The sequence below is a fragment of the Alteraurantiacibacter aestuarii genome, from assembly GCF_009827405.1.
Lineage (GTDB): Bacteria > Pseudomonadota > Alphaproteobacteria > Sphingomonadales > Sphingomonadaceae > Alteraurantiacibacter > Alteraurantiacibacter aestuarii.
This window is the reverse complement of record NZ_WTYY01000001.1, coordinates 235,938-254,672: the sequence shown is the minus strand read 5'-3', so window position 1 is coordinate 254,672 and position 18,735 is coordinate 235,938. Positions and strand designations below refer to the sequence as shown.

General features: G+C 62.0%; 23 protein-coding genes and 1 tRNA gene. 9 read left to right on the top strand and 15 right to left on the bottom strand.

What is annotated here, in order from left to right; translation table 11 throughout:
• Positions 1-11 precede the first annotated feature (11 nt).
• Complete coding sequence (locus GRI32_RS01175; RefSeq protein ID WP_160589298.1) at positions 12-776, top strand: competence/damage-inducible protein A; 765 nt, start codon at positions 12-14, stop codon at positions 774-776.
• Positions 777-901: 125 nt separating this feature from the next.
• Here the strand turns inward: GRI32_RS01175 and rplA are convergent, their stop codons facing one another.
• Positions 902-1,597 (bottom strand): 50S ribosomal protein L1, encoded by a 696-nt coding sequence (gene rplA / locus GRI32_RS01170; protein WP_160589297.1) that lies wholly within the window; start codon positions 1,595-1,597, stop codon positions 902-904.
• Positions 1,598-1,601: 4 nt separating this feature from the next.
• A complete protein-coding gene (gene rplK, locus GRI32_RS01165) occupies positions 1,602-2,033 on the bottom strand; it encodes a 50S ribosomal protein L11 (RefSeq protein ID WP_160589296.1) in 432 nt (143 codons plus the stop codon).
• A 316-nt stretch (positions 2,034-2,349) separates the two neighbouring features.
• Here rplK and GRI32_RS01160 point away from each other — a divergent pair, with 316 nt between their 5' ends.
• A complete protein-coding gene (locus tag GRI32_RS01160; RefSeq protein WP_160589295.1) occupies positions 2,350-3,219 on the top strand; it encodes a hypothetical protein in 870 nt (289 codons plus the stop codon).
• A gap of 87 nt (positions 3,220-3,306) precedes the next feature.
• On the opposite strand, the gene nusG is transcribed toward GRI32_RS01160, so the two are convergent.
• Both nusG and secE read right to left on the bottom strand, forming a co-directional pair.
• Positions 3,307-3,843, bottom strand: coding sequence for a transcription termination/antitermination protein NusG (gene nusG / locus GRI32_RS01155; RefSeq protein WP_160589294.1), 537 nt, complete (start codon positions 3,841-3,843; stop codon positions 3,307-3,309).
• Positions 3,844-3,893: 50 nt separating this feature from the next.
• Entirely contained in the window at positions 3,894-4,097 is a 204-nt protein-coding gene (gene secE / locus GRI32_RS01150) for a preprotein translocase subunit SecE (RefSeq protein ID WP_160589293.1), read from the bottom strand.
• Positions 4,098-4,438: 341 nt separating this feature from the next.
• On the opposite strand from secE, the gene GRI32_RS01145 reads away from it, so the two are divergent.
• The gene (locus GRI32_RS01145; RefSeq protein WP_160589558.1) at positions 4,439-5,947 is read left to right on the top strand and encodes an amino acid carrier protein; all 1,509 of its coding nucleotides are present in this window, start codon (positions 4,439-4,441) and stop codon (positions 5,945-5,947) included.
• A gap of 103 nt (positions 5,948-6,050) precedes the next feature.
• Here GRI32_RS01145 and GRI32_RS01140 read toward each other — a convergent pair whose 3' ends face one another.
• Both GRI32_RS01140 and GRI32_RS01135 read right to left on the bottom strand, forming a co-directional pair.
• Positions 6,051-6,227: a hypothetical protein gene (locus GRI32_RS01140; RefSeq protein WP_160589292.1), complete on the bottom strand. Its 177-nt coding sequence runs from the start codon at positions 6,225-6,227 to the stop codon at positions 6,051-6,053.
• 177 nt (positions 6,228-6,404) lie between these two features.
• A tRNA-Trp gene (locus GRI32_RS01135) sits at positions 6,405-6,480 on the bottom strand.
• Positions 6,481-6,559: 79 nt separating this feature from the next.
• Here GRI32_RS01135 and aat point away from each other — a divergent pair.
• Positions 6,560-7,288 carry a leucyl/phenylalanyl-tRNA--protein transferase gene (gene aat, locus GRI32_RS01130; RefSeq protein ID WP_160589291.1) on the top strand — a complete coding sequence of 243 codons (729 nt, stop codon included), beginning with the start codon at positions 6,560-6,562 and terminating at the stop codon, positions 7,286-7,288.
• On the opposite strand, the gene GRI32_RS01125 is transcribed toward aat, so the two are convergent.
• From GRI32_RS01125 to GRI32_RS01110, 4 genes are all read right to left on the bottom strand, one after another.
• Entirely contained in the window at positions 7,225-7,746 is a 522-nt protein-coding gene (locus GRI32_RS01125; RefSeq protein WP_337190121.1) for a DUF2155 domain-containing protein, read from the bottom strand. The genes aat and GRI32_RS01125 overlap by 64 nt on opposite strands.
• Positions 7,743-8,141 (bottom strand): NADH:ubiquinone oxidoreductase subunit NDUFA12, encoded by a 399-nt coding sequence (locus tag GRI32_RS01120; protein WP_160589290.1) that lies wholly within the window; start codon positions 8,139-8,141, stop codon positions 7,743-7,745. The genes GRI32_RS01125 and GRI32_RS01120 overlap by 4 nt, the downstream gene beginning before the upstream one ends.
• Positions 8,142-8,206: 65 nt before the next feature.
• Complete coding sequence (locus GRI32_RS01115; RefSeq protein ID WP_237437303.1) at positions 8,207-8,719, bottom strand: DUF192 domain-containing protein; 513 nt, start codon at positions 8,717-8,719, stop codon at positions 8,207-8,209.
• Positions 8,706-9,212, bottom strand: a complete 507-nt coding sequence (locus GRI32_RS01110; RefSeq protein ID WP_237437302.1) for a regulatory protein RecX — start codon at positions 9,210-9,212, stop codon at positions 8,706-8,708. Before GRI32_RS01110 ends, GRI32_RS01115 begins: the two co-directional genes overlap by 14 nt.
• 206 nt (positions 9,213-9,418) lie before the next feature.
• On the opposite strand from GRI32_RS01110, the gene GRI32_RS01105 reads away from it, so the two are divergent.
• Positions 9,419-11,146 (top strand): fatty acyl-AMP ligase, encoded by a 1,728-nt coding sequence (locus GRI32_RS01105; RefSeq protein ID WP_160589288.1) that lies wholly within the window; start codon positions 9,419-9,421, stop codon positions 11,144-11,146.
• 35 nt (positions 11,147-11,181) lie between these two features.
• On the opposite strand, the gene GRI32_RS01100 is transcribed toward GRI32_RS01105, so the two are convergent.
• Together GRI32_RS01100 and GRI32_RS01095 are read right to left on the bottom strand one after the other, a co-directional pair.
• Positions 11,182-11,577, bottom strand: a complete 396-nt coding sequence (locus GRI32_RS01100) for an MAPEG family protein (protein WP_160589287.1) — start codon at positions 11,575-11,577, stop codon at positions 11,182-11,184.
• An 11-nt stretch (positions 11,578-11,588) separates the two neighbouring features.
• A complete protein-coding gene (locus GRI32_RS01095; RefSeq protein ID WP_160589286.1) occupies positions 11,589-13,100 on the bottom strand; it encodes a TIGR00341 family protein in 1,512 nt (503 codons plus the stop codon).
• Between the two features lie 126 nt (positions 13,101-13,226).
• Here GRI32_RS01095 and GRI32_RS01090 point away from each other — a divergent pair, with 126 nt between their 5' ends.
• From GRI32_RS01090 to GRI32_RS01080, 3 genes are read left to right on the top strand one after another with little or no spacing between them, the layout of a single operon-like run.
• Positions 13,227-14,429 carry a toxic anion resistance protein gene (locus tag GRI32_RS01090; RefSeq protein ID WP_419866754.1) on the top strand — a complete coding sequence of 401 codons (1,203 nt, stop codon included), beginning with the start codon at positions 13,227-13,229 and terminating at the stop codon, positions 14,427-14,429.
• Positions 14,429-15,187, top strand: coding sequence for a hypothetical protein (locus tag GRI32_RS01085; RefSeq protein WP_160589284.1), 759 nt, complete (start codon positions 14,429-14,431; stop codon positions 15,185-15,187). The genes GRI32_RS01090 and GRI32_RS01085 overlap by 1 nt, the downstream gene beginning before the upstream one ends.
• Entirely contained in the window at positions 15,187-15,498 is a 312-nt protein-coding gene (locus GRI32_RS01080; RefSeq protein WP_160589283.1) for a polyhydroxyalkanoic acid system family protein, read from the top strand. Before GRI32_RS01085 ends, GRI32_RS01080 begins: the two co-directional genes overlap by 1 nt.
• A gap of 9 nt (positions 15,499-15,507) precedes the next feature.
• Here the strand turns inward: GRI32_RS01080 and GRI32_RS01075 are convergent, their stop codons facing one another.
• The 3 genes from GRI32_RS01075 to GRI32_RS01065 are packed head-to-tail and all read right to left on the bottom strand — an operon-like array spanning position 15,508 to position 17,812.
• Positions 15,508-15,948, bottom strand: coding sequence for a DUF2721 domain-containing protein (locus GRI32_RS01075; protein WP_160589282.1), 441 nt, complete (start codon positions 15,946-15,948; stop codon positions 15,508-15,510).
• 16 nt (positions 15,949-15,964) lie between these two features.
• Complete coding sequence (locus GRI32_RS01070) at positions 15,965-16,999, bottom strand: mannose-1-phosphate guanylyltransferase (protein ID WP_160589281.1); 1,035 nt, start codon at positions 16,997-16,999, stop codon at positions 15,965-15,967.
• 51 nt (positions 17,000-17,050) lie between these two features.
• Positions 17,051-17,812, bottom strand: a complete 762-nt coding sequence (locus tag GRI32_RS01065; RefSeq protein ID WP_160589280.1) for a hypothetical protein — start codon at positions 17,810-17,812, stop codon at positions 17,051-17,053.
• 215 nt (positions 17,813-18,027) lie between these two features.
• Here GRI32_RS01065 and GRI32_RS01060 point away from each other — a divergent pair, with 215 nt between their 5' ends.
• Positions 18,028-18,720 (top strand): response regulator transcription factor, encoded by a 693-nt coding sequence (locus GRI32_RS01060; RefSeq protein WP_160589279.1) that lies wholly within the window; start codon positions 18,028-18,030, stop codon positions 18,718-18,720.
• Positions 18,721-18,735 lie beyond the last annotated feature (15 nt).

Below are 18,735 nucleotides of genomic sequence, written 5' to 3'. Positions count from 1 at the left end.
CCCTCGCTCGCATGAGCACATCAGACCGCATCTGGACCGCCGCCCTGGTCGTTATCGGGGACGAGATCCTCTCAGGCCGCACGCATGACAAGAATATCGCCCAGATTGCCAGCTGGCTGCAGGTGCAGGGCATCCGTCTGAAGGAAGTGCGCGTCGTCAGTGACGATATGGATGCCATTGTCGCGGCGGTGAATGCGCTGCGCCATCAATATGACTATCTCTTCACCACCGGCGGGATTGGCCCCACCCATGACGATATCACCGTCGATGCGGTGGCGCAGGCCCTGGGCGTTCCGGTGGTGATCCACCCCGAAGCGCGCGCCATTCTGGAGGAGTATTACAGGGATCGTCCAGGCGGGCTGACCGATGCGCGCCTGCGCATGGCGCGCGTTCCGCAAGGTGCCGACCTGATCCCCAACCGCATGTCCGGCGCGCCGGGCATCAAGCACGGCAATGTGCATCTGATGGCCGGTGTCCCCACCATCACCGCGCAGATGCTCGACGCGCTGACCGGCACGCTGGAAGGCGGCGCGCCGCTGCTGAGTGAAACCGTTGGCGGCTGGATCAAGGAAAGCGAAGTGGCGGACCTGCTGCGCGAGGTGGAGAAGGCCCATGCAGATTGCCAGATCGGCTCCTACCCGTTCTTCCGCGAAGGCCAGACCGGTGCCAATTTCGTGATCCGCTCCACAGACGCAGACGCGCTGGCGAGCTGCGTCGATACCTTGTGCGAAGGACTGGGCGAGATGGGCTTCGACTTCACGCCGGGCGGTATCTGAAGAGTTATCGTCCCGGATCAAGGGTGTGCGCAAACGCAGGCCGATGCATTCCAGCTGACAAAGAAAAAGGGCCGGAGGATCGCTCCCCCGGCCCTTTGCTTATCTGTTCTTCAGTGAAAGGTCGCTCAGGCGCCTTCGACTTCGGCCAAATCGACCTTCAGGCCGGGGCCCATGGTCGAGGTAATCGAGATCTTGCGGACGAACTTGCCCTTGGCACCCGAGGGCTTGGCCCGCACGATGGCATCGGTCAGTGCCTTGAAATTAGCCTTGATGTCCTCATCCTTGAACGACAATTTGCCGATACCGGTGTGGATGATGCCCATCTTCTCGACACGGAATTCAACCTGGCCGCCCTTGGCGTCCTTGACGGCCTGTTCCACGTTCGGAGTAACGGTGCCCAGCTTGGGGTTCGGCATCAGGCCCTTGGGGCCCAGCACCTTGCCCAGGCGGCCAACCACACCCATCATGTCCGGCGTGGCAATCACGCGGTCATAATCGAGGTTGCCGGCCTGCATGTCTTCCATCAGGTCCTCTGCACCAACCTTGTCGGCGCCAGCGGCCAGAGCCTTTTCAGCGTTGTCACCGCGCGCAAACACGGCAACCTTCACGTCCTTGCCGGTGCCCGAAGGCAGCGACACCATGCCGCGAACCATCTGATCGGCATGACGCGGGTCAACGCCCAGGTTCATGGCCACTTCGACGGTTTCGTCAAACTTCTTGGATGCGTGTTCACGCAGCAGGGCAATCGCCTCATCGACATTATAGGCCTTCTCGGCATCGAGAACGGCCAGAGTCTTCTGCTTCTTGGTCAGCTTTGCCATTGTGTCAGCCCTCCACCACTTCGAAGCCCATCGAACGGGCAGAGCCTTCGATGATCTTCATTGCCTGATCGATGTCATTTGCGTTGAGATCGACCATCTTGGTCTCGGCAATTTCCTTGACCTGTGACTTGGTGACCTTGCCGGCAACAACCTTGCCCGGCTCTTTCGAACCGGATTTCAGGTTGGCGGCCTTCTTCAGCAGGTAGCTGGCAGGCGGGGTCTTGGTGATGAAGGTAAAGCTGCGATCGGCATAGACGGTGATCTTCGTCGGGATCGGCATGCCCTTTTCAAGGCTGTCGGTCGAGGCGTTGAAAGCCTTGCAGAATTCCATGATGTTCACGCCGCGCTGACCCAGTGCAGGGCCAATCGGGGGTGAAGGGTTTGCAGCGCCCGCAGGCACCTGCAAATTGATATAGCCGGTAATCTTCTTGGCCATGTGACCATTCCTTTCTCACTGTCGGCCCCGGTTTCCCAGGGCCTCATGGTAAGCGGTACAAACGGCCCGCAAGCGAGCCTCCCGCATGGATTCCCTTTCGGGAAGGGGCGCGAATAGGCGCGCAATCTGTAAAAATCAACCGATCATGCGCATGTAGCGATGAGAAACATCGAAACACCAACAGTCCAACACAATATTTCCGCAGCAAGGTCCGGGAAAGCACTATCCTTGCAAATATCTGCCAATAATCTTAGTGCTTTAAAGAAAAGGAGTAGGGGACATTCGGAGATATTTTGCAAATTTGGCAGTCCTGTCGATGTTCTTTTCGGGGGCCGCACTGGCGGCGGAACCGAAGGTCCTGGAACCAACATCAGATTGGACTCTGGATTACGGGGAAGAAAGATGCAGTCTGATACGCGATTTCGGTCAGCTCAATGAAGAGGGACTCGGCCTGCGGATCGACTCTTATGGCTCGCTCGCCTCGTTTCGGATAAGCTTGATCGGCGATCTCGTACCGCGCAACCGGCGGCCAGTCAGCAACATTGCCTATTCACAGTCTCCTGACACCGAATTGCGAACCGACATCGGGGCTCTCAACGGCACAATCGGAGAGTTCCGCTCTATCCAATTCTCAGTGGCATTTCTTCCGGCACAAGTCGAAAAGGAACAGAATGTTGCAGTTCGGCCCACCGATAACGAGGCCCTTGGCGAAGCTGCCGCGCCCAATCAAATTGATCTGCAGTTCGAATCCCTGGTCGATTCCTTCACCGTTGAAATGCGGCGGGGTCGACCAATAAGGCTCGAAACCGGCCCGATCGGACCAGCGCTGGAGGCAATGCGTCATTGCGTGGACGACTTGCGAGCCAGTTGGGGCCTTAACCCTGAGCAACAAAGGTTGATCAGTCGGCGCGCATTTCCCAATGCCGATGCGGTGAGGGCGGTAACGGAGAGCTATCCGGACTCTCTCGCGTGGCGCGGCACCAACGGGTTCATCCCCTTGCGTGTGATGGTGCCGGCCAGCGGACTCGCGACACAATGTGTCGTCCAGCTGCCCAATGCCCCGGAAGCCTTCGCCGAAGCGGCATGCGACAGGCTTGGCAACAATTTCAATCCGGCCCTGGATGAAAATGGTGAGCCAATCGACAGCTTCTACCAGACCTCGGTTCTCTATCTGGTCAGGAACTAATAACCAGATATCAACAAGGCCAGCCGACGCTGGCCGCACGTTGGTTGCTGGTGGCCCCGGATCAAATCCGGGGTCACGCCTGCGCCGTTACTTGACCAGTTCGACCTGTTCGAATTCCAGCTCCACCGGGGTGGCGCGGCCGAAGATCGAAACGCTGACCTTGACCTTCTGCTTGTCGAAATCGAGTTCTTCCACCAGGCCGTTGAAGCTGGCAAAGGGACCTTCGAGCACCTTTACCTGATCGCCGATATCGTATTCGACCGTGACCTGCTTCTTGGGAGCGGACTTGGCATCCTCGACACCGCCGAAGTAGCGCGCGGCTTCCTTCTCGGTGATCGGCTGCGGCTTGTTGTTGGCGCCCAGGAAGCCGGTGACCTTGGGGGTGTTCTTGATGAGGTGATACACGTCATCGGTCATGTTCAGCTTGGCCAGCACATAGCCGGGCATGAACTTGCGTTCGACCTGAACCTTCTTGCCGCGCTTCACTTCGGTCACGGTTTCCGTGGGGACTTCCACTTCTTCCACGCCATCGGACAGACCCAGGCGCTCGGCCTCGGAAAGGATGGAATCGCGAACCTTGTTCTCGAAGCCGGAATAAGCGTGGATGATGTACCAGCGGGCCATCTGAAATCTCTTTCGTTACGAAATGTGTCGGGCCAGGAACGCTCGGGCGCTCAGACCAGCGAGAGCAGCCAGCGCACAAGCGCGCCGAACAGCGAATCAACGCCAAGGAAGAAGAGCGAGAGAATCAGCACCAGAATGCCGACGAAGATCGACGTGCGGATGGTCTCTTCGCGCGAAGGCCACACCACCTTGGATGTTTCCGAACGCACCTGCCGGATGAATTCACCCGGCGATGTCTTTCCGTCCTTGGCCATATTCGTGCCCTTCGCTTCCTTGCGATAAAACCAGATTTGCCTTTCGCCATAGGTCCATCGCCGCCCCGATTGTGGATCGGGAGGGGCTTTGATGCTCCGATGTCGGAAGACGTGGGGCTATTTAGGGTGCTGGCGCGCATATGGCAAGACACGCTTGTGGCAGCGTTAATGGCCCCGCCGATTGCATCGCCTGCGACCGGGTACGCCCCAGGCCAGCGGCGCTGGTTACAGCTGCAACATTAGGGCTGGCCACTCCTGCATCTTGCCTATAGCCTCTTGCGCTCAAACAGGGATTTCTTGAGGGGGTCGCCACCTTGGCACAAGCGCAGCAATCGGTCGGCATGATCGACCATGTCACCAATGTATCCGATTTCATCTGGGGTGGCACGTGGAACGGGGAAACCCTTGGCTGGCTTTCCATCGGCGGCCAGCCGCTGCCACCGATGACCATTATCCTGCTGGGCATTGGCCTGTATGTGATGATCGGGCTGCGGTTCTATCCCATCATCAAGCTGGGCAATGCCTTTGCCGGCCTGTTCAAGAGCCGCAAGAGCGCCGGTTCGGGTGAGATCAGCCCGTTCGCCGCGCTTTCCACCGCCCTTTCGGGCCAGGTGGGCACGGGCAATCTGGCGGGCGTTGCCACCGCCATCGCGCTGGGCGGACCCGGAGCGATCTTCTGGATGTGGATGACCGCGCTGATCGGCATGGCGTTGGCCTTTGCCGAAGGCTCGCTGGCCATCCGCTATCGTGAAAGGACCAGTGACGGCGTCTATCGCGGCGGTCCAATGAGCTACATCATGATCGGCCTCGGCCCGAAATGGACCTGGCTGGCGATCGTCTTTTGTATCGGCACGCTGTTTTCCGCGCTGGTTACCGGCAATTCGATTCAGGCCAATGCCGTTGCAGACGGCATGAACGAGTTGTTCGGAATTGAGGAATGGCTGGGCGGCCTGATCACTGCCGTGCTGGTTTTCGTGGTCATCATCGGCGGCATCAAGTCCATCGGCAATGTGGCGGAGAAGGTCGTCCCCTTCATGGCCGCAGCCTATATCGTGATGGCGGTGATCGCGCTGATCCTGAACTTCGGCGACCTGCCCGAAACATTCGCCCTGATCTTCAACGGCGCCTTCAACACGCAGGCGGCAAGCGGCGGCTTCATCGGCGCAGCGATCATGCTGGCGATCCGTGCGGGCGTGGCGCGCGGGCTGTTCTCCAACGAGGCGGGCCAGGGCTCCACCCCTATCGCCCATGCCGTGGCGCAGACCGACGATCCCGAACAGCAGGGCCGCATGGCCATGCTGGGCACGTTCATCGATACCATCGTGATCTGCACCATGACCGCGCTGGTCATGCTGACGGTGGAGGGCAATTTCACCGCCGGCGGTGAGGCTGTGCGCCACGCGTGGAATTCCGACCTTCAGGGCTTTGCCATGACCAGCGGCGCCTTTGCTGCGGCCTTCCCGTTCGAAATCGCCTCCATCCCGCTGGGCACGCTGATCGCCAGCATCGCGCTGATCCTGTTCGTGTTCACCACCTTGCTGACCTGGTCCTATTACGGTGAGCGGGCGATCACCTTCATTTATGACCGCGTGCCGGGATCGACCCGTCAGGGCGAAAAGGTGCTGCACATGGCCTGGCGCGTGCTGTGGTGCGTGGTGATCTATGTCGGCAGTTCGCAGGACCTGACGCTGGTCTGGCGGTTGGGAGATATCGCCAATGCGGCGATGGCCCTGCCCAACCTGCTGGCGCTGGCGCTGCTGTCTGGCGTGGTGTTCGCGCTGGCCCGCGGCGATCGCAAGGCCGGGCCGGACCATCTCGCCGATACACCTGAAGAACCGGACGAATACTGACCGGCAGCCCCGGCCAGGCAAGTCACCACAAACACGAAGGGCCGGTCATCATGACCGGCCCTTTGTACTTTGGCTGAGGTTTTCGGGTCAGCCCCCGACTGCTTCAGTGGCGGCGGAACAGCCGCGCGAAGAAGCCTGGTTCTTCCATCGGCAGGATCGGACCATGCGATGCGTGGGGAAAGGCCATGTCGACCTGAGCACGGGCGCGACGGGAAATATTTGCCCGCCCTGAGCCTAGCTGGCCTGAAACTGTCCGTGCTGAACGAAAAATCTTCGCCATGTGACTGCTCCTTATAGCACCCCCGCGGCATGAAATGCCGAAGGGCCGGCCAGGTTCCCGCGCAAAGCGAAATACCCGACCGTGCATGGCTATGCCCGCCATGGGTGATTCTCAAAGAGAGGCGGACCAATGATCCACAAGTAAATGGCGCCACAGGTAAATGGCACCACCGGTAAATGGCAGGGGTGTGCGGACTCGAACCGCAGGCCCTCGGTTTTGGAGACCGATGCTCTACCAACTGAGCTACACCCCTGCAGGCGGAGTGCGCCTCTATAGCGCCTTCTCATCAATGGCAAGCGACGGATGCGTTCCGAATTGCTAGAGCGCGGTTGATGCATGCACCGATACCCTTTGTTCTGCCCGCCGAACTGCTGTTGCTGGCCTATCGCAGCGGCGTGTTCCCCATGTCCGATGGACGTGAGGATCATGAGCTGTTCTGGGTGGAGCCGCGCGAACGGGCGGTGATCCCGCTCGATCATTTCAGGCTGTCCCGCTCGCTGGCCAAGGTGCTGCGACAGGACCGGTTTACCGTCACCTGCAACCAGGACTTTCCCGCCGTGATCCGCGCCTGCGCCCAGCCACGGCCCGACCATCCCGACACATGGATCAGCCAGCGGATCGAGGCGAGTTATATCCAGCTTCACGAGACCGGCCACGCCCATTCGCTGGAATGCTGGCAGGACGGCGCGCTGGTTGGCGGCCTTTACGGGGTGAGCTTTGACCGGGTGTTCTGCGGGGAAAGCATGTTCAGCAACGCTACCGATGCCTCCAAGGTGGCGATGGCGTGGCTGGTCGCGCTGATGCGGCTGGCCGGATACCGCCTGCTGGACTGCCAGTTCCTGACCGGGCACCTGGCATCGCTGGGCGCGCGCACGGTGACGCGCGACGAGTATCTGGAATTGCTGACAGATGCCTGCGCCGATCATTTCCCGGCAGACCTGCCCGCAGCGCACAGGGCGCTGCTGGAATTGGCCCGCTCGGGTCAGGAACGATCAGGTCAGGAAGGGGTGTCTTCCTCACCCGGGAAGCTCATCGCGCAGTCCTTGACCCAGACGTCATAGATCGGATGCTCGACCACGTTGACGGCAGGCGCTTCCTTGTAGAGCCAGCCTGAAAAGATCCGTTTCCATTCCGGATCGGACCCGGCCTCCTCCCGCTCCTGCACCAGCACCTGGACAAAGGCACCCGTCAGCGCTGGGGTTTCCCATGGGGCCGTGCGCTCACAGGCGGCAAGGCGGATGATGACATCATCGATGCGGCGCGATTCGCCCGGCTTCATCTCGATATCGCGAGAGATATTGTTGCGCTTGTTGATCAGACCGATCGTGGCGACCCGCTCTTCCAGCGGTGTGCCAAGGCCCGGATCAACCTCGACCGGGGGCAGATCGGATCCCGCCAGTTCCTCGGGAATTTCGGTCTGTTCGGCCTCGGGCTCCGGCGCGCCGCTGCCGCATGCCGCCAGGGACAGCAGCCCCGCCCCGGCCACAGCTACGGCCGCAGCGAGGCGCAATCGCTTCACGCCTCCGGTGTCCAGGCTTCGTAATCGCCCGTGGCCGGTGCCCGCTTGCCGCCGCGCTCCAGCGCGCCGGCGGGACGATAGGCGTCCTGCGTGCCGGTGGCATTGGGGGAGTAGTCCACTTCCCAGATCTTGGGTGCGGGCAGATGGCTTTCGGGCAGTTCGTCATAGGAACCATGCAGCCAGCCGTGCCATTCCGCCGGTACGCGGCTGGCATCGTTGGCGCCATTATAGATGACCCAGCGCCGCTCCCGCGCGCCGTCCTTGACCCGCTTTGATCGGTAATATCTGTTGCCCTGCCCATCCGTGCCGACCTGCTCGCCATTGCGCGCAGACCACAAGGATGTGCCGATGGTGGCACCGTCCCACCAGGTGAAGATTTTACCCAAGATGCTCATGATGTCGTTCCCATGGCCGCGCGCCTAGCCGTTTTTACCCGCGGGGCGCAAGCACATCCGAGTGCTTACCATTGCACCGTGTCGCCCGCTTCTATGCCCAGTTCGGCGGTCCGTCCCGCGTTCAGCTCCAGCACGGCTGCTGCCGGAGCATCGGACGGTATCGGCTGTTCGGAATAAGGCGTGGCATCGCGGGCGATATTGATGATGCGATTGTCCGGCCCGATGAAGATGATATCCAGCGGGATCACCGTGTTGCGCATCCAGAAACTGGCCATGCGAACCTGCGCCAGCGGGAAGATCATTCCCTCATTCGCGCCCATTTCCGTGCGGAACATCAGGCCCATCTGCTGCTCCCCGGGCGAAGCGGCCACTTCCACGCGAAATGCATGCGTCTGATCGCCGGAAGTTCCGGAAATTATCGTCAGCGGGATGACCGTAAGGCCCGAAACAGGATGGACACCGGCTTCCTGCGCCGCCGGACTGAGCGGCGCATCGGTTGCGGCCTGCGTCGAACAGGCGGCCAGCGCCAGGGCGAAAGCCGCCGCCGCCATGCCCAGCAGCCTGTCAGTCTTCATCATGCAATTCCTCGTCCAGTTCATGCGCCCATTCCAGCGCGGCCTGTTCGCTGGCTGCATCCACCATTTCGCGGGCGCTGTCGAGACTGTGGCCCGCCCGCAGCATGGCCGCGATGTGCTTTTCGCGCCGATCCCTGTCTGATGGGTCCCTGGCGAAGGGGCCAAAGCGCCGTTTGCGGGCCAGCGCCAGTGCGGCGTGGCGCTGCTCTGCCTCGCCCGCGCGCACATCTTCGCGTATTGTGCTGGAAATACCCGCCTGCCCCAGCTCCTGATCGACTCGGCGGTTGCCATATCCGCGCCGCATCAGACTGCCGCTTTTTGCCCGGGCAAAGGCCTCGTCATCGATATAACCCAGCTCGACATAACGATCGACCAGCGCAGAAATATCAGGCGGCGGTAAATTCTCTGCCCAGCCGCGCTCGCGCAGTTTGCGCGCCAGATATCGCTCCAGTTTGGCCGAAGAAGTGGCGTAACGCGCCACATAGGCGAGCGCCATCTCCTGCAATCGTGCCGCATCGAGAGGCTTTTTTACCCTCTTTTCCTGCTTACAGTCTTGTCTATAAGGAGCCATCGGCCTTATTCGTGCCACACTTCCTGACAAATGGGAAAGTTTGTTGCGGGGTCGACCATCCAGTCGGCTCCCTTTTTTCGATGAGGGAAGCGCCACCAGAGCGTGCAGAACGAGGGTCGCCGCAAGTTCCTATGACAGAATTGACACCTACCCCCAATGATTGCGCCCTGCCGCGAATCCGCGCAGATTTCGCCACGTTCAATGACGCGGTGGATTATGCCGCGAAGAGCGAAAAGGGCCTGAACTTTCACGACATGCGCGGCACGCTGCACCGCGTCTATCGCTATAGCGAGATGCGTGACGATGCCATGGCCATGGCCTATCGCCTGGTTGCCGCGGGCGTAACCAAGTCTGACCGGGTGGCGCTGATTGCCGAAACCGGACCGGAATTCGCAGCGCTGTTCTGCGCCTGCACCTTTGTGGGCGCATGGCCGGTGCCGCTGCCGCTGCCGACCACTTTTGGCGGCAAGGACAGCTACATCGATCAGCTTTCCGTGCAGCTGCAAAGCTCCGATCCCAAGATGCTGATCTACCCGCCGGAAATTGCCGAGATGGCGGCTGCGGCGGCTGAACGGCAAGGCTGCGAAGGCATCGACTGGGATGAGCTGGCCCAGCGCCCGGCGCCCGTGGTCGATCTGCCCAAGGCCGATCCTGAGGATATCTGCTACCTGCAATATTCCAGCGGATCGACCCGCTTCCCGCAAGGCGTGGCGGTCACCCACCGGGCTTTGCTGCACAATCTGTATGGCCACGCCGCCAGCATGGAAATCGGCAGCAATGACCGGGTGGTCAGCTGGCTGCCGTGGTATCATGACATGGGGCTGGTCGGCTGTTTCCTGTCGCTGATCGCCAACCAGGTCAGCGTGGATTACCTCAAGACCGAACATTTCGCGCGCCGCCCGCTGGCATGGCTGGACCTGATCAGCCGCAACAAGGGCACCACGCTCTCCTATTCACCCACGTTCGGCTATGACATCTGCGCGCGGCGCATTTCCAGCCAGAGCCATGTGGCCGACCGCTTCGACCTTTCGCGCTGGCGACTGGCCGGCAATGGTGCGGACATGATCCGCCCGGACGTGATGCAGAATTTCGTCAACGCCTTCTCCGATGCCGGGTTCAAGGCCAGCGCCTTCACCCCCAGCTATGGCCTGGCAGAGGCGACGCTGGCGGTCACCGTCATGCCGCCGGGCGAAGGCATTCGCGTTGAACTGGTGGAGGAAGAGCGCCTGTCCGGCTCTCCCCGCGATCTTTCGCGCCCCGCCCGCTACCGCGCCATCGTCAATTGCGGCAAGCCGCTGCCCGACATGGATGTCGAAATTCGCGGAGAGAACGACAAGCCGCGCAAGGATCACCAGATCGGCAAGGTCTGGTGCCGCGGCCCCAGCGTGATGCATTCCTATTTCCGCAACCCGGAAGCGACTGCCGAATGCCTGGTCGATGGCTGGCTGGATACCGGCGACATGGGCTATATGGCGAACGGCTATCTGTTCATCGTCGGCCGCGCCAAGGACATGATCATCATCAATGGCAAGAACCATTGGCCGCAGGATATCGAATGGGCGGTGGAACAACTGCCCGGCTTCAACCATGGCGACATCGCCGCCTTTGCGGTCGAGACTGAAAATGGCGAGGAAGCTCCCGCCGTGCTGGTCCATTGCCGCGTGTCCGATCCTGACGAACGGATAAAGCTGCGCAACGAAATCCGCGACAAGGTGCGTGCGATCACCGGCATGAACTGTGTGGTCGAACTGGTGCCCCCGCGCACTCTGCCGCGCACCAGCAGTGGCAAGCTGAGCCGCGCCAAGGCCAAGAAGCTCTACCTGTCGGGTGAAATCGCTCCGTTCGAACTGGCTGCCTGAGGCTGGTCGGGCGCGGGCGGTCGCGAACGGACGCGCTAGCCCAGCAGCAGAACGCCGATCAGCACCACCAGCGCCAGCAGGCTGACGCCCCACACCAGTGTGCGCACCACCGGAATGCCTGCCCAATAGAGCGGCAGGTAGATCACTCTTGCTCCCAGCCACACCCATGCCGCGATGGCGGTAAGGCCATCCGCCTTGCCTGCCACGAAGACGCCCAGCAGCAGGGCGATGGCGATGGGGTAGGTTTCCAGGAAATTTCCGCGCGCGCGGTCCAGCCGTCCGGCAATGTCATTCAGCGGCGGCAGATCCTCATCGCGCGCGCCCATGTTCCAGCCGGTGCCATATTGCTGCGTCTTGTAGCGTATGGCGATCATGATGTGCGCCAGTGCCAGCAGCGTGCTGAGCGCAAGGACGGTAAGTTCGGCTGGCATCTGCGTGGTTCCTATTCCTCAGGCGTGGACCAGACCACGCTGACATCGCCGTAACCCCCGCCGCTGGCCGCAGTCTGGGCCACGACGCCGCGTTCAGCCAGGGCGAGGCGGACAAGCTCCACGGCATCCCTGCGGCCTTCCAGCCGGACCGGTAAGCCAACCCGCTGCACCGCCCATTCGATCAGGCCAATGCCCTGCTGGGCCGATGGCGCCATCTCCTCACCATTGAAGGCAAGCCGCGGCAAGGCACGGGCGGGCGGGATCAGGCGAATGTTCCAGTCAGGCTCACGCGAAGCAATCCGGCGTTCCAGTTCCCTGTAAGCGCCCAGCGTGGCCCCTTCCAGCGGGCGCGCTGTTACCGTGGCCCGGCGGCGCTCGCGGTCCACCGTTACAGCCTCTGTGCTCACGCCGGCGATCAGCGCCAGACGATCCGCCAGAGTCTCGGCCTTGGCAAGATCTGCCTCCTGCCGGGCCAGCGTGGCCGAAAGCTGAGCCTGTTCCGCCGCCTGCGCGCTGGTGCCAACGCGGTATTGGGTCAATTGCACGTCGACCGGTTCACCCAGTGTCCGGCTCATCGCGCGGGCGGTGATACGCTCTGCATCGCTGTTGAGTTCGGGGGTCAGCACCGTGGCCGAAACCTGGATTGGCTCAGTGTTGAGATTGGTCTCGATCTGCGACAGCCGGGCCCGGTCATCGAAGGCTTCCAGCACCACCGAATTGATCTGCCGCGTGGCGTTGGTTTCCCACACAATCTGCCGCAGCGAGATGTACAGCGGGATTGCCAGCGTCACGAAGGCAAGAAGGATCAGGGCGGATTGCAGATGCGTCTGCTTTTCGGAAAGATTGGTGCGGAAGCCATACAGCCGCGCCATCACCGCAGCGGTCAGCGCAATAGTCATCAAGTTGGTGACGAATAGCAGCAGGGCGCCGGAAAAGACCGTCCAGTTGAAGGTTGCCAGACCATATCCCACCACCGCCAGCGGCGGCATCAGGGCGGTGGCGATGGCCACACCCACAATCGTGCCCTCACGGCCGCGAATGATTGCATACCCGCCAGCCACGGCGGAAAACAGCGCCACCAGAAGATCGAAGATATTGGGCCGGGTGCGCGCGGCAATTTCTGAAGTGAGCGTCTGCAACGGCGACATGAACACCACGATCGCGCAGAACAGCACCGCAAACAGCGTGCCGATCGCCAGCGAGCGGGCGGACTGCCGCAGCCACTGGAAATCACCGACAGCCAGGGCAAAGCCCACGCCCATGATCGGGTCCATCAGCGGAGACAGCAGCATAGCGCCGATCACCACCGCCGGAGAGGATAGCAGCAGGCCCAGGATGGCAATGCCCGCCGACATGGAAATCATCAGCAGATAGCGCGAGCTCAGCTCACATTCCGCCCGGCGCTTTTCGATAACGGCGGCCTGATCGACAGAGCTTGTGACCGAACTGCGCCACCAACGTTGCCAGCTTCTGACAACCCGCCCGAAATTTTCTGTCCGCCCCGCGGGCGCGTCACTTGCCATTACCATCGCCTCCAGAGGGAAAGCACGGTATATGCAGATGGATGGGAAAGTGGAACGCTTGAAATGCGTGTCTTGCCTTCCTAATACAGTAGATATGTTCCAGGAGGGATGAGGCAGGACATGGCAATCAGCACCGAAACAACGACCAAAGTGGCAAGCGATCTGGAGCTTACTCCCCCTGATCCGGTGCCCGCTGTCGCCCCTGAGAAGGCCGCCGGCCTTGTCCCGGTGGACCAGGAAAAGAAGAGCGCGCTGGACGAAAAGGTGGACGGCTTCGTTGCAGAACTGGTCGCGCTGGACGCCAAATCGCCCGATTTCGGCAAGAAGGTGGATCAGATCACCAACATGGGCCGCAAGGAAATCCAGGCAGCAGCCGGCATGTCCAACCGTTTCCTCGATCGCCCGGTGCGCGCGATGGATCAGGAAAGCGGCGTGGGCACCGATCTGGCCGAATTGCGGCGCACGGTTGAAGACCTCGATCCCGGTCGCAAGGGCAAGATGAGCGGCCGCAAGCTGTTCGGCATCATTCCGTTCGGCAACAAGCTGAAGAACTATTTTGACAGCTACACATCCGCGCAGGGCCATATTCAGGCGATCCTGGCGCGGCTTTCCAGCGGCAAGGACGAGCTGCTGATGGACAATGCCGCCATCGATGTGGAGCGGCAGAAGCTGTGGGAGGCGATGGGCAATCTGGAACAGATGATCCACATCGCCAAGACCCTGGATGAGCGGCTGGAGGACAAGGCCGCCGATCTGGACTCGAGCGATCCCGACAAGGCCCGCGCGATCCGTGAGACCGCGCTGTTCTATGTCCGCCAGCGCACGCAGGATCTGCTGACGCAGATGGCTGTCAGCGTGCAGGGCTATCTGGCGCTGGATCTGGTCAAGAAGAACAATGTCGAGCTGGTGAAGGGCGTCGATCGCGCCAGCACCACCACCGTGGGCGCATTGCGCACCGCCGTGACCGTGGCGCAGGCGATGACCAACCAGCGGCTGGTGCTGGGGCAGATAACCGCGCTGAACCAGACCACCGCCGGGATCATCGATTCCACCGGCCAGCTGCTGCGTGAAAACACCGCGCAGATCCACGAACAGGCCGCCAGCAGCACCATTCCGATGGAAACGCTGCAACGCGCCTTCCAGAACATCTATGACACGATGGATGAGGTCGACAGCTTCAAGCTGCGCGCGCTTTCCAGCATGAAGCAGACGGTGGAAGTATTGTCAGGCGAGGTTGAAAAGTCGAAAGGCTATATCGCCCGCGCCGAAGGACAGGCGCAGGCGCAGCTTTCTGCCAATGACAGCTCATTGCTGAGTCTCGACAGCTGATGGCAGAAGACCTCACCCGCCACAGCGAGCGCCTGATTACCGAGGGCCGCGCGCTGGTTCGGGATAACCAGCAGGGCGGCCGCCACCGGCTGGGTCCGGCCATTGGCGAGGGATCGCGGCGGCTGAGGCGCGGCACGATGATGAAGCGCATCAAGCTGATCGCCGCATCGCTGTTTGCCATTGTCCTGGCATCGTCGGTGGCAGGCATCGTGCTTGAGGGCATCGGCTTTATTGGCGTGATGATCACCTTCCTGGCGATTGTCGCGGCGGTGGTGATCTTCGGCAATTATCCCAGGACCAGCATGCCCAAGCGGGCCGATCTGACCAGGACACAGGATGCCCGCCAGCTGGTGGCCCGCACCGAACTGTGGCTGGAACATCAGCGCCCCGCCCTGCCCCCGCCCGCCGTCAGGATTGTCGAGGATATCGGCGTGCAGCTGGATGCGCTGGGCCTGCAGCTGGAACATGTCGACCCCGCCCATCCCGCCGCTGCCGAAACGCGCAAGCTGGTGGGCGAGGTGTTGCCCGAGATGATCGACAGCTATCGCCGGATCCCCGGGCACCTGCGCCGGGAGCAGCGCGCCGGCTCCACGCCCGATGCGCAACTGGTGGATAGCCTGGGCAAGATCAGCAAGGAAATTGACCACGTGACGCGGCAGCTGGCCGAAGGATCGCTGGACGATCTGGCCATCCGCACGCGCTATCTCGATTACAAATATGGCGATGCAGAAGCTTTGCCCGCTCCGGAGAAGACCTGATGCAAGTCGCCATTCCGCACCAGTTGGGCCGCGAGGAAGTGCGCCGCCGCCTGCGCGGTTCCAGCCATGAAATCGCCGATGCCATCCCCGGCGGCATGGCCGATGTGGAAACTGACTGGCCAAGCGAAGACCGGATGACGATGGCCATCAAGGTGATGGGCCAGCACCTGGCCGGCTATATCGATATTGCCGAGGATCAGGTGGTGTTCTTCATGGACCTGCCGCCCGCGCTCAGCTTCATCAAGCCGATCGTGGAAGGGGCCATCAGGCAGGGCGGACAGAAACTGCTGGCCCCGCCGCCAGCCGAATAACCTGACGCGCTAGAGCTTGCGGTCCAGTTCCAGATAGGATCGCGGAATGCGCAGCGCCTCCGCCGCCATGCGCGTTTCGCGCAGGAACAGGATCAGCGCGGACATCAGCAGTGCAATGGCCAGGATGAATGTGCCTGCCACCAGCGGCTGAATGCCGGTGTCGACGAATTCCTCGATAAACAGCAATGCGACGGTCAGGCCGATGAAAAGGCCGGAGATGACCAGCAGCAATATGGCCTTGCCGATCAGCGCAATGCGCCGGTCCGCCAGACGGATTTCGCGCACCACGGCATCGTGGTCCATGCCCTCGGTATCCGCGTGGCGGCGCTGCAATTCGCGCGATCGATCGACAATCCTGCCAAGCCGGGTGGACAGGATGTTCATGATATTGCCGATGGCCACCAGCACGAACACCGGGGCCAGAGCCAGCTGGATGGTTTGCGCGATCATGTGACTATACGCTCTTTCATTGGTTGGACGCACCGCCCAGCTTGCCCACTTTCTGGGCGCCTTGCATGGTGGTGACGAGTATCTCGTTGCCATCCACGATCACCGCGACATCTTCCAGCCCGATCACCGAAATGCGCGGTCCGTCGGTTTCCGCCAGCACGTTGCGGCAATCGACCAGTTCGGCATTGCCGCGCACGCGGTTGCCGTTCTCGTCAGCCTCTCGCGCATCGCGCAGGGCATGCCAATTGCCAATGTCGGACCAGCCCATCGCCACGGGCACCATCGCCGCGCGGTTGGTTCTTTCCATGACCGCATAGTCGACCGATTCCCCGTCTATCGCGGCGAAGGCCCCGGCAGCTGGGTGGAAGGCGTGGCCATCCTCGCGCCCGGCGGCCACGGCGCGCTCCACTGCTTCGGCGATATCGGGTCGATGGGCCCGCAATTCATCCATGAAAGCGCCCGCGCGGAAGGCAAAGATGCCGCCGTTCCAGCTGTATCCGCCATCATCCAGAAAGGCCTGCGCCCGTTCCAGATCGGGCTTTTCGACAAAGCGATCGACCTTGTAGCCGCCATCCAGGGCCTCGCCCCTCCTGATATAGCCGAAGCCCGTTTCGGGCGCTGTGGGGGTGATGCCAAAGCTGACCATCCAGTCCTGCCGGGCCAGCTGGGCGGCCGAGCGTGCGGCGCTGCAAAAGGCCGCCACATCGGCGATATGGTGGTCACTGGGACACACCAGCATCACCGCATCAGGGCTGAGGCGGACAGCGGCCAGCGCAATCGCGGCGGCGGTATTCTTTGCTTCCGGCTCCACTATCACTTGAACGCCGGCGATGCCCGCAGTCTGCGCCTCGACGTGCGGCAGGTGTGCTGCGCCGGTCACGATCACGGGGGCGGCAAACAGGCCGTTATCGCCGCACCGATCCAGCGTCGCCTCGAACAGGGTCCGGTCCCCCACCAGCGGCAGGAACGGCTTGGGCATGGCCTTGCGGCTGCGCGGCCACAGGCGCGTGCCGCTCCCTCCGCACAGGACAACCGGATGGATAGCGCTCATCTGCTTTATTCTCCTCTGGGTTGCCTTGCCTGTCGCGGCTCTTAGCGGGAATTATTGCCTGCGGAAGAAATCTTGTCGCCAGCCATAGCGTGCAGGCACCGCATTGCCGAGAGCGTCGGTTGCCGGATTGAACCTGATCCGCTCCACCACCAGCGGGCAGACCAGCGCATTGGTCTGCGGATCGGGACCGGGGCTGCTGACGCTGCAAGCAGACGCCCGGCCATCCACGCCCACGGTGAACACCACCGTCACAGACGTGCCCTCGCGCACGGATCGTCCACCTTCGGGTATCGGAAAATCGCGCGCTGAATCGATCGTGCCGGATCGAACGGACGGCCTGGTGACTGCAATACCTCCGCGGCCCTGGCCAAAGCGGCCACTGCCGGTGCCAATCCCCTCGCCCGCAGCGCCAGTCCCATCGCCCTGCGCGGTTGCACCTGCCGCATTGGCATTGCCGGTGGATGCCGTGCGCGGAAGCGGACTTGGGCTGGGCAGCGGGTTTTGCGGTGCCATCTGCTCGCGCGCCTGGGCATCGCGCCCTGCCGCAGCGGCAGCGCCCTCGTCAGGCTGGGGGTTCTGCACCGGCTCAGGCTCGTTCTCCGGCTGTTGAGGTGCGGTGATGATCACGGTAATCGTGGAAGTTGCACGCTCTATCATGCTGGCGGTGAAGTCCGGGGCCAGCAGCCGTGCCAGCAGCACCCCTGCCAGCAAGTGTCCCAGCACAATCAGCAACACCAGCCACCAGCGCGGCCGGCGGCGCGGCTGATAACCGCCCGCTGTGCCCAGGTCCTGCTGGCTGGAGTGCCGTATCATCGCTCGAAAATCGCCATAGATCACCTGCCCATGCCAAACCCTATCGCCTGCGGGCACATAATGGCAATTCTAACAGCATTCGTCATGACCTGAACAATGGCTGTCCCACACCGATGCCTGCCAAAGGGGTAAGGCGGGAGATGGCGCATTGACCAATATGCTTTGGCAATGCGCCGTGGGGCAATTACACAGGCTTTGGCGCAGGCCTCCAAGCTATGCAGGATCAGGGATTGAAGCTGCTCTATATTGAGGACAACGCCGATGCCGCGGCTGACCTTACGGCACTGCTGGCGCGGCAGGGCAGCCAGGTCGTGTGGGAAATGCGCGGGGCCGATGGCTTGCGCCGCGCCGCGCTGGAGCCATTCGATGCCATCATCCTGGACCGCATGCTGCCCGATATGGACGGGCTGGAAATTGTCGCCCGCCTGCGAACCAGCGGCGTGGATGCGCCGGTGCTGATGCTGTCCGCACTGGGACGCGCCGCCAACCGGGTTGAGGGCCTGGATGCCGGAGTGGATGATTACCTGGCCAAACCCTATGAACCTGATGAGCTGATGGCCCGGCTCAAGGCGCTGGTTCGCCGCGCCGAGGGACGCACCCATTCTGCCATCATCATCTATGGCCAGTTCGAATGCCATGTGAAGGCGCGCACCGCTTTCAGGCGTAATGTGCACATCCCGCTCAGCCCCAAGGAATTCGAACTGTTCCGCTATTTCATGGAGAACGCGGGGGAGACGGTGACGCGGGACATGTTGCTGCGCGATGTGTGGAAGATGAATTTCGATCCCCAGACCAATGTGGTGGACGTCAATATCGGTCGGCTGCGGCGCAAGCTGGAGGCTGGCTTTGATGCACCCGCGCTGGAAACGATCTGGGGCACCGGTTACCGGCTGACGCGCGGCGAATAGTCTGGCTGGCACAGT

Excerpts from the sequence above, each read along its gene's own strand:
- GRI32_RS01175 (WP_160589298.1), top strand. The coding sequence starts at position 12 with ATGAGCACATCAGACCGCATCTGGACCGCCGCCCTGGTCGTTATCGGG.
- rplA (WP_160589297.1), bottom strand. The coding sequence starts at position 1,597 with ATGGCAAAGCTGACCAAGAAGCAGAAGACTCTGGCCGTTCTCGATGCC.
- rplK (WP_160589296.1), bottom strand. The coding sequence starts at position 2,033 with ATGGCCAAGAAGATTACCGGCTATATCAATTTGCAGGTGCCTGCGGGC.
- GRI32_RS01160 (WP_160589295.1), top strand. The coding sequence starts at position 2,350 with ATGTTCTTTTCGGGGGCCGCACTGGCGGCGGAACCGAAGGTCCTGGAA.
- nusG (WP_160589294.1), bottom strand. The coding sequence starts at position 3,843 with ATGGCCCGCTGGTACATCATCCACGCTTATTCCGGCTTCGAGAACAAG.
- secE (WP_160589293.1), bottom strand. The coding sequence starts at position 4,097 with ATGGCCAAGGACGGAAAGACATCGCCGGGTGAATTCATCCGGCAGGTG.
- GRI32_RS01145 (WP_160589558.1), top strand. The coding sequence starts at position 4,439 with ATGATCGACCATGTCACCAATGTATCCGATTTCATCTGGGGTGGCACG.
- GRI32_RS01140 (WP_160589292.1), bottom strand. The coding sequence starts at position 6,227 with ATGGCGAAGATTTTTCGTTCAGCACGGACAGTTTCAGGCCAGCTAGGC.
- aat (WP_160589291.1), top strand. The coding sequence starts at position 6,560 with ATGCATGCACCGATACCCTTTGTTCTGCCCGCCGAACTGCTGTTGCTG.
- GRI32_RS01120 (WP_160589290.1), bottom strand. The coding sequence starts at position 8,141 with ATGAGCATCTTGGGTAAAATCTTCACCTGGTGGGACGGTGCCACCATC.
- GRI32_RS01115 (WP_237437303.1), bottom strand. The coding sequence starts at position 8,719 with ATGATGAAGACTGACAGGCTGCTGGGCATGGCGGCGGCGGCTTTCGCC.
- GRI32_RS01110 (WP_237437302.1), bottom strand. The coding sequence starts at position 9,212 with ATGGCGCTCGCCTATGTGGCGCGTTACGCCACTTCTTCGGCCAAACTG.
- GRI32_RS01105 (WP_160589288.1), top strand. The coding sequence starts at position 9,419 with ATGACAGAATTGACACCTACCCCCAATGATTGCGCCCTGCCGCGAATC.
- GRI32_RS01100 (WP_160589287.1), bottom strand. The coding sequence starts at position 11,577 with ATGCCAGCCGAACTTACCGTCCTTGCGCTCAGCACGCTGCTGGCACTG.
- GRI32_RS01095 (WP_160589286.1), bottom strand. The coding sequence starts at position 13,100 with ATGGCAAGTGACGCGCCCGCGGGGCGGACAGAAAATTTCGGGCGGGTT.
- GRI32_RS01085 (WP_160589284.1), top strand. The coding sequence starts at position 14,429 with ATGGCAGAAGACCTCACCCGCCACAGCGAGCGCCTGATTACCGAGGGC.
- GRI32_RS01080 (WP_160589283.1), top strand. The coding sequence starts at position 15,187 with ATGCAAGTCGCCATTCCGCACCAGTTGGGCCGCGAGGAAGTGCGCCGC.
- GRI32_RS01075 (WP_160589282.1), bottom strand. The coding sequence starts at position 15,948 with ATGATCGCGCAAACCATCCAGCTGGCTCTGGCCCCGGTGTTCGTGCTG.
- GRI32_RS01070 (WP_160589281.1), bottom strand. The coding sequence starts at position 16,999 with ATGAGCGCTATCCATCCGGTTGTCCTGTGCGGAGGGAGCGGCACGCGC.
- GRI32_RS01065 (WP_160589280.1), bottom strand. The coding sequence starts at position 17,812 with ATGATACGGCACTCCAGCCAGCAGGACCTGGGCACAGCGGGCGGTTAT.
- GRI32_RS01060 (WP_160589279.1), top strand. The coding sequence starts at position 18,028 with ATGCAGGATCAGGGATTGAAGCTGCTCTATATTGAGGACAACGCCGAT.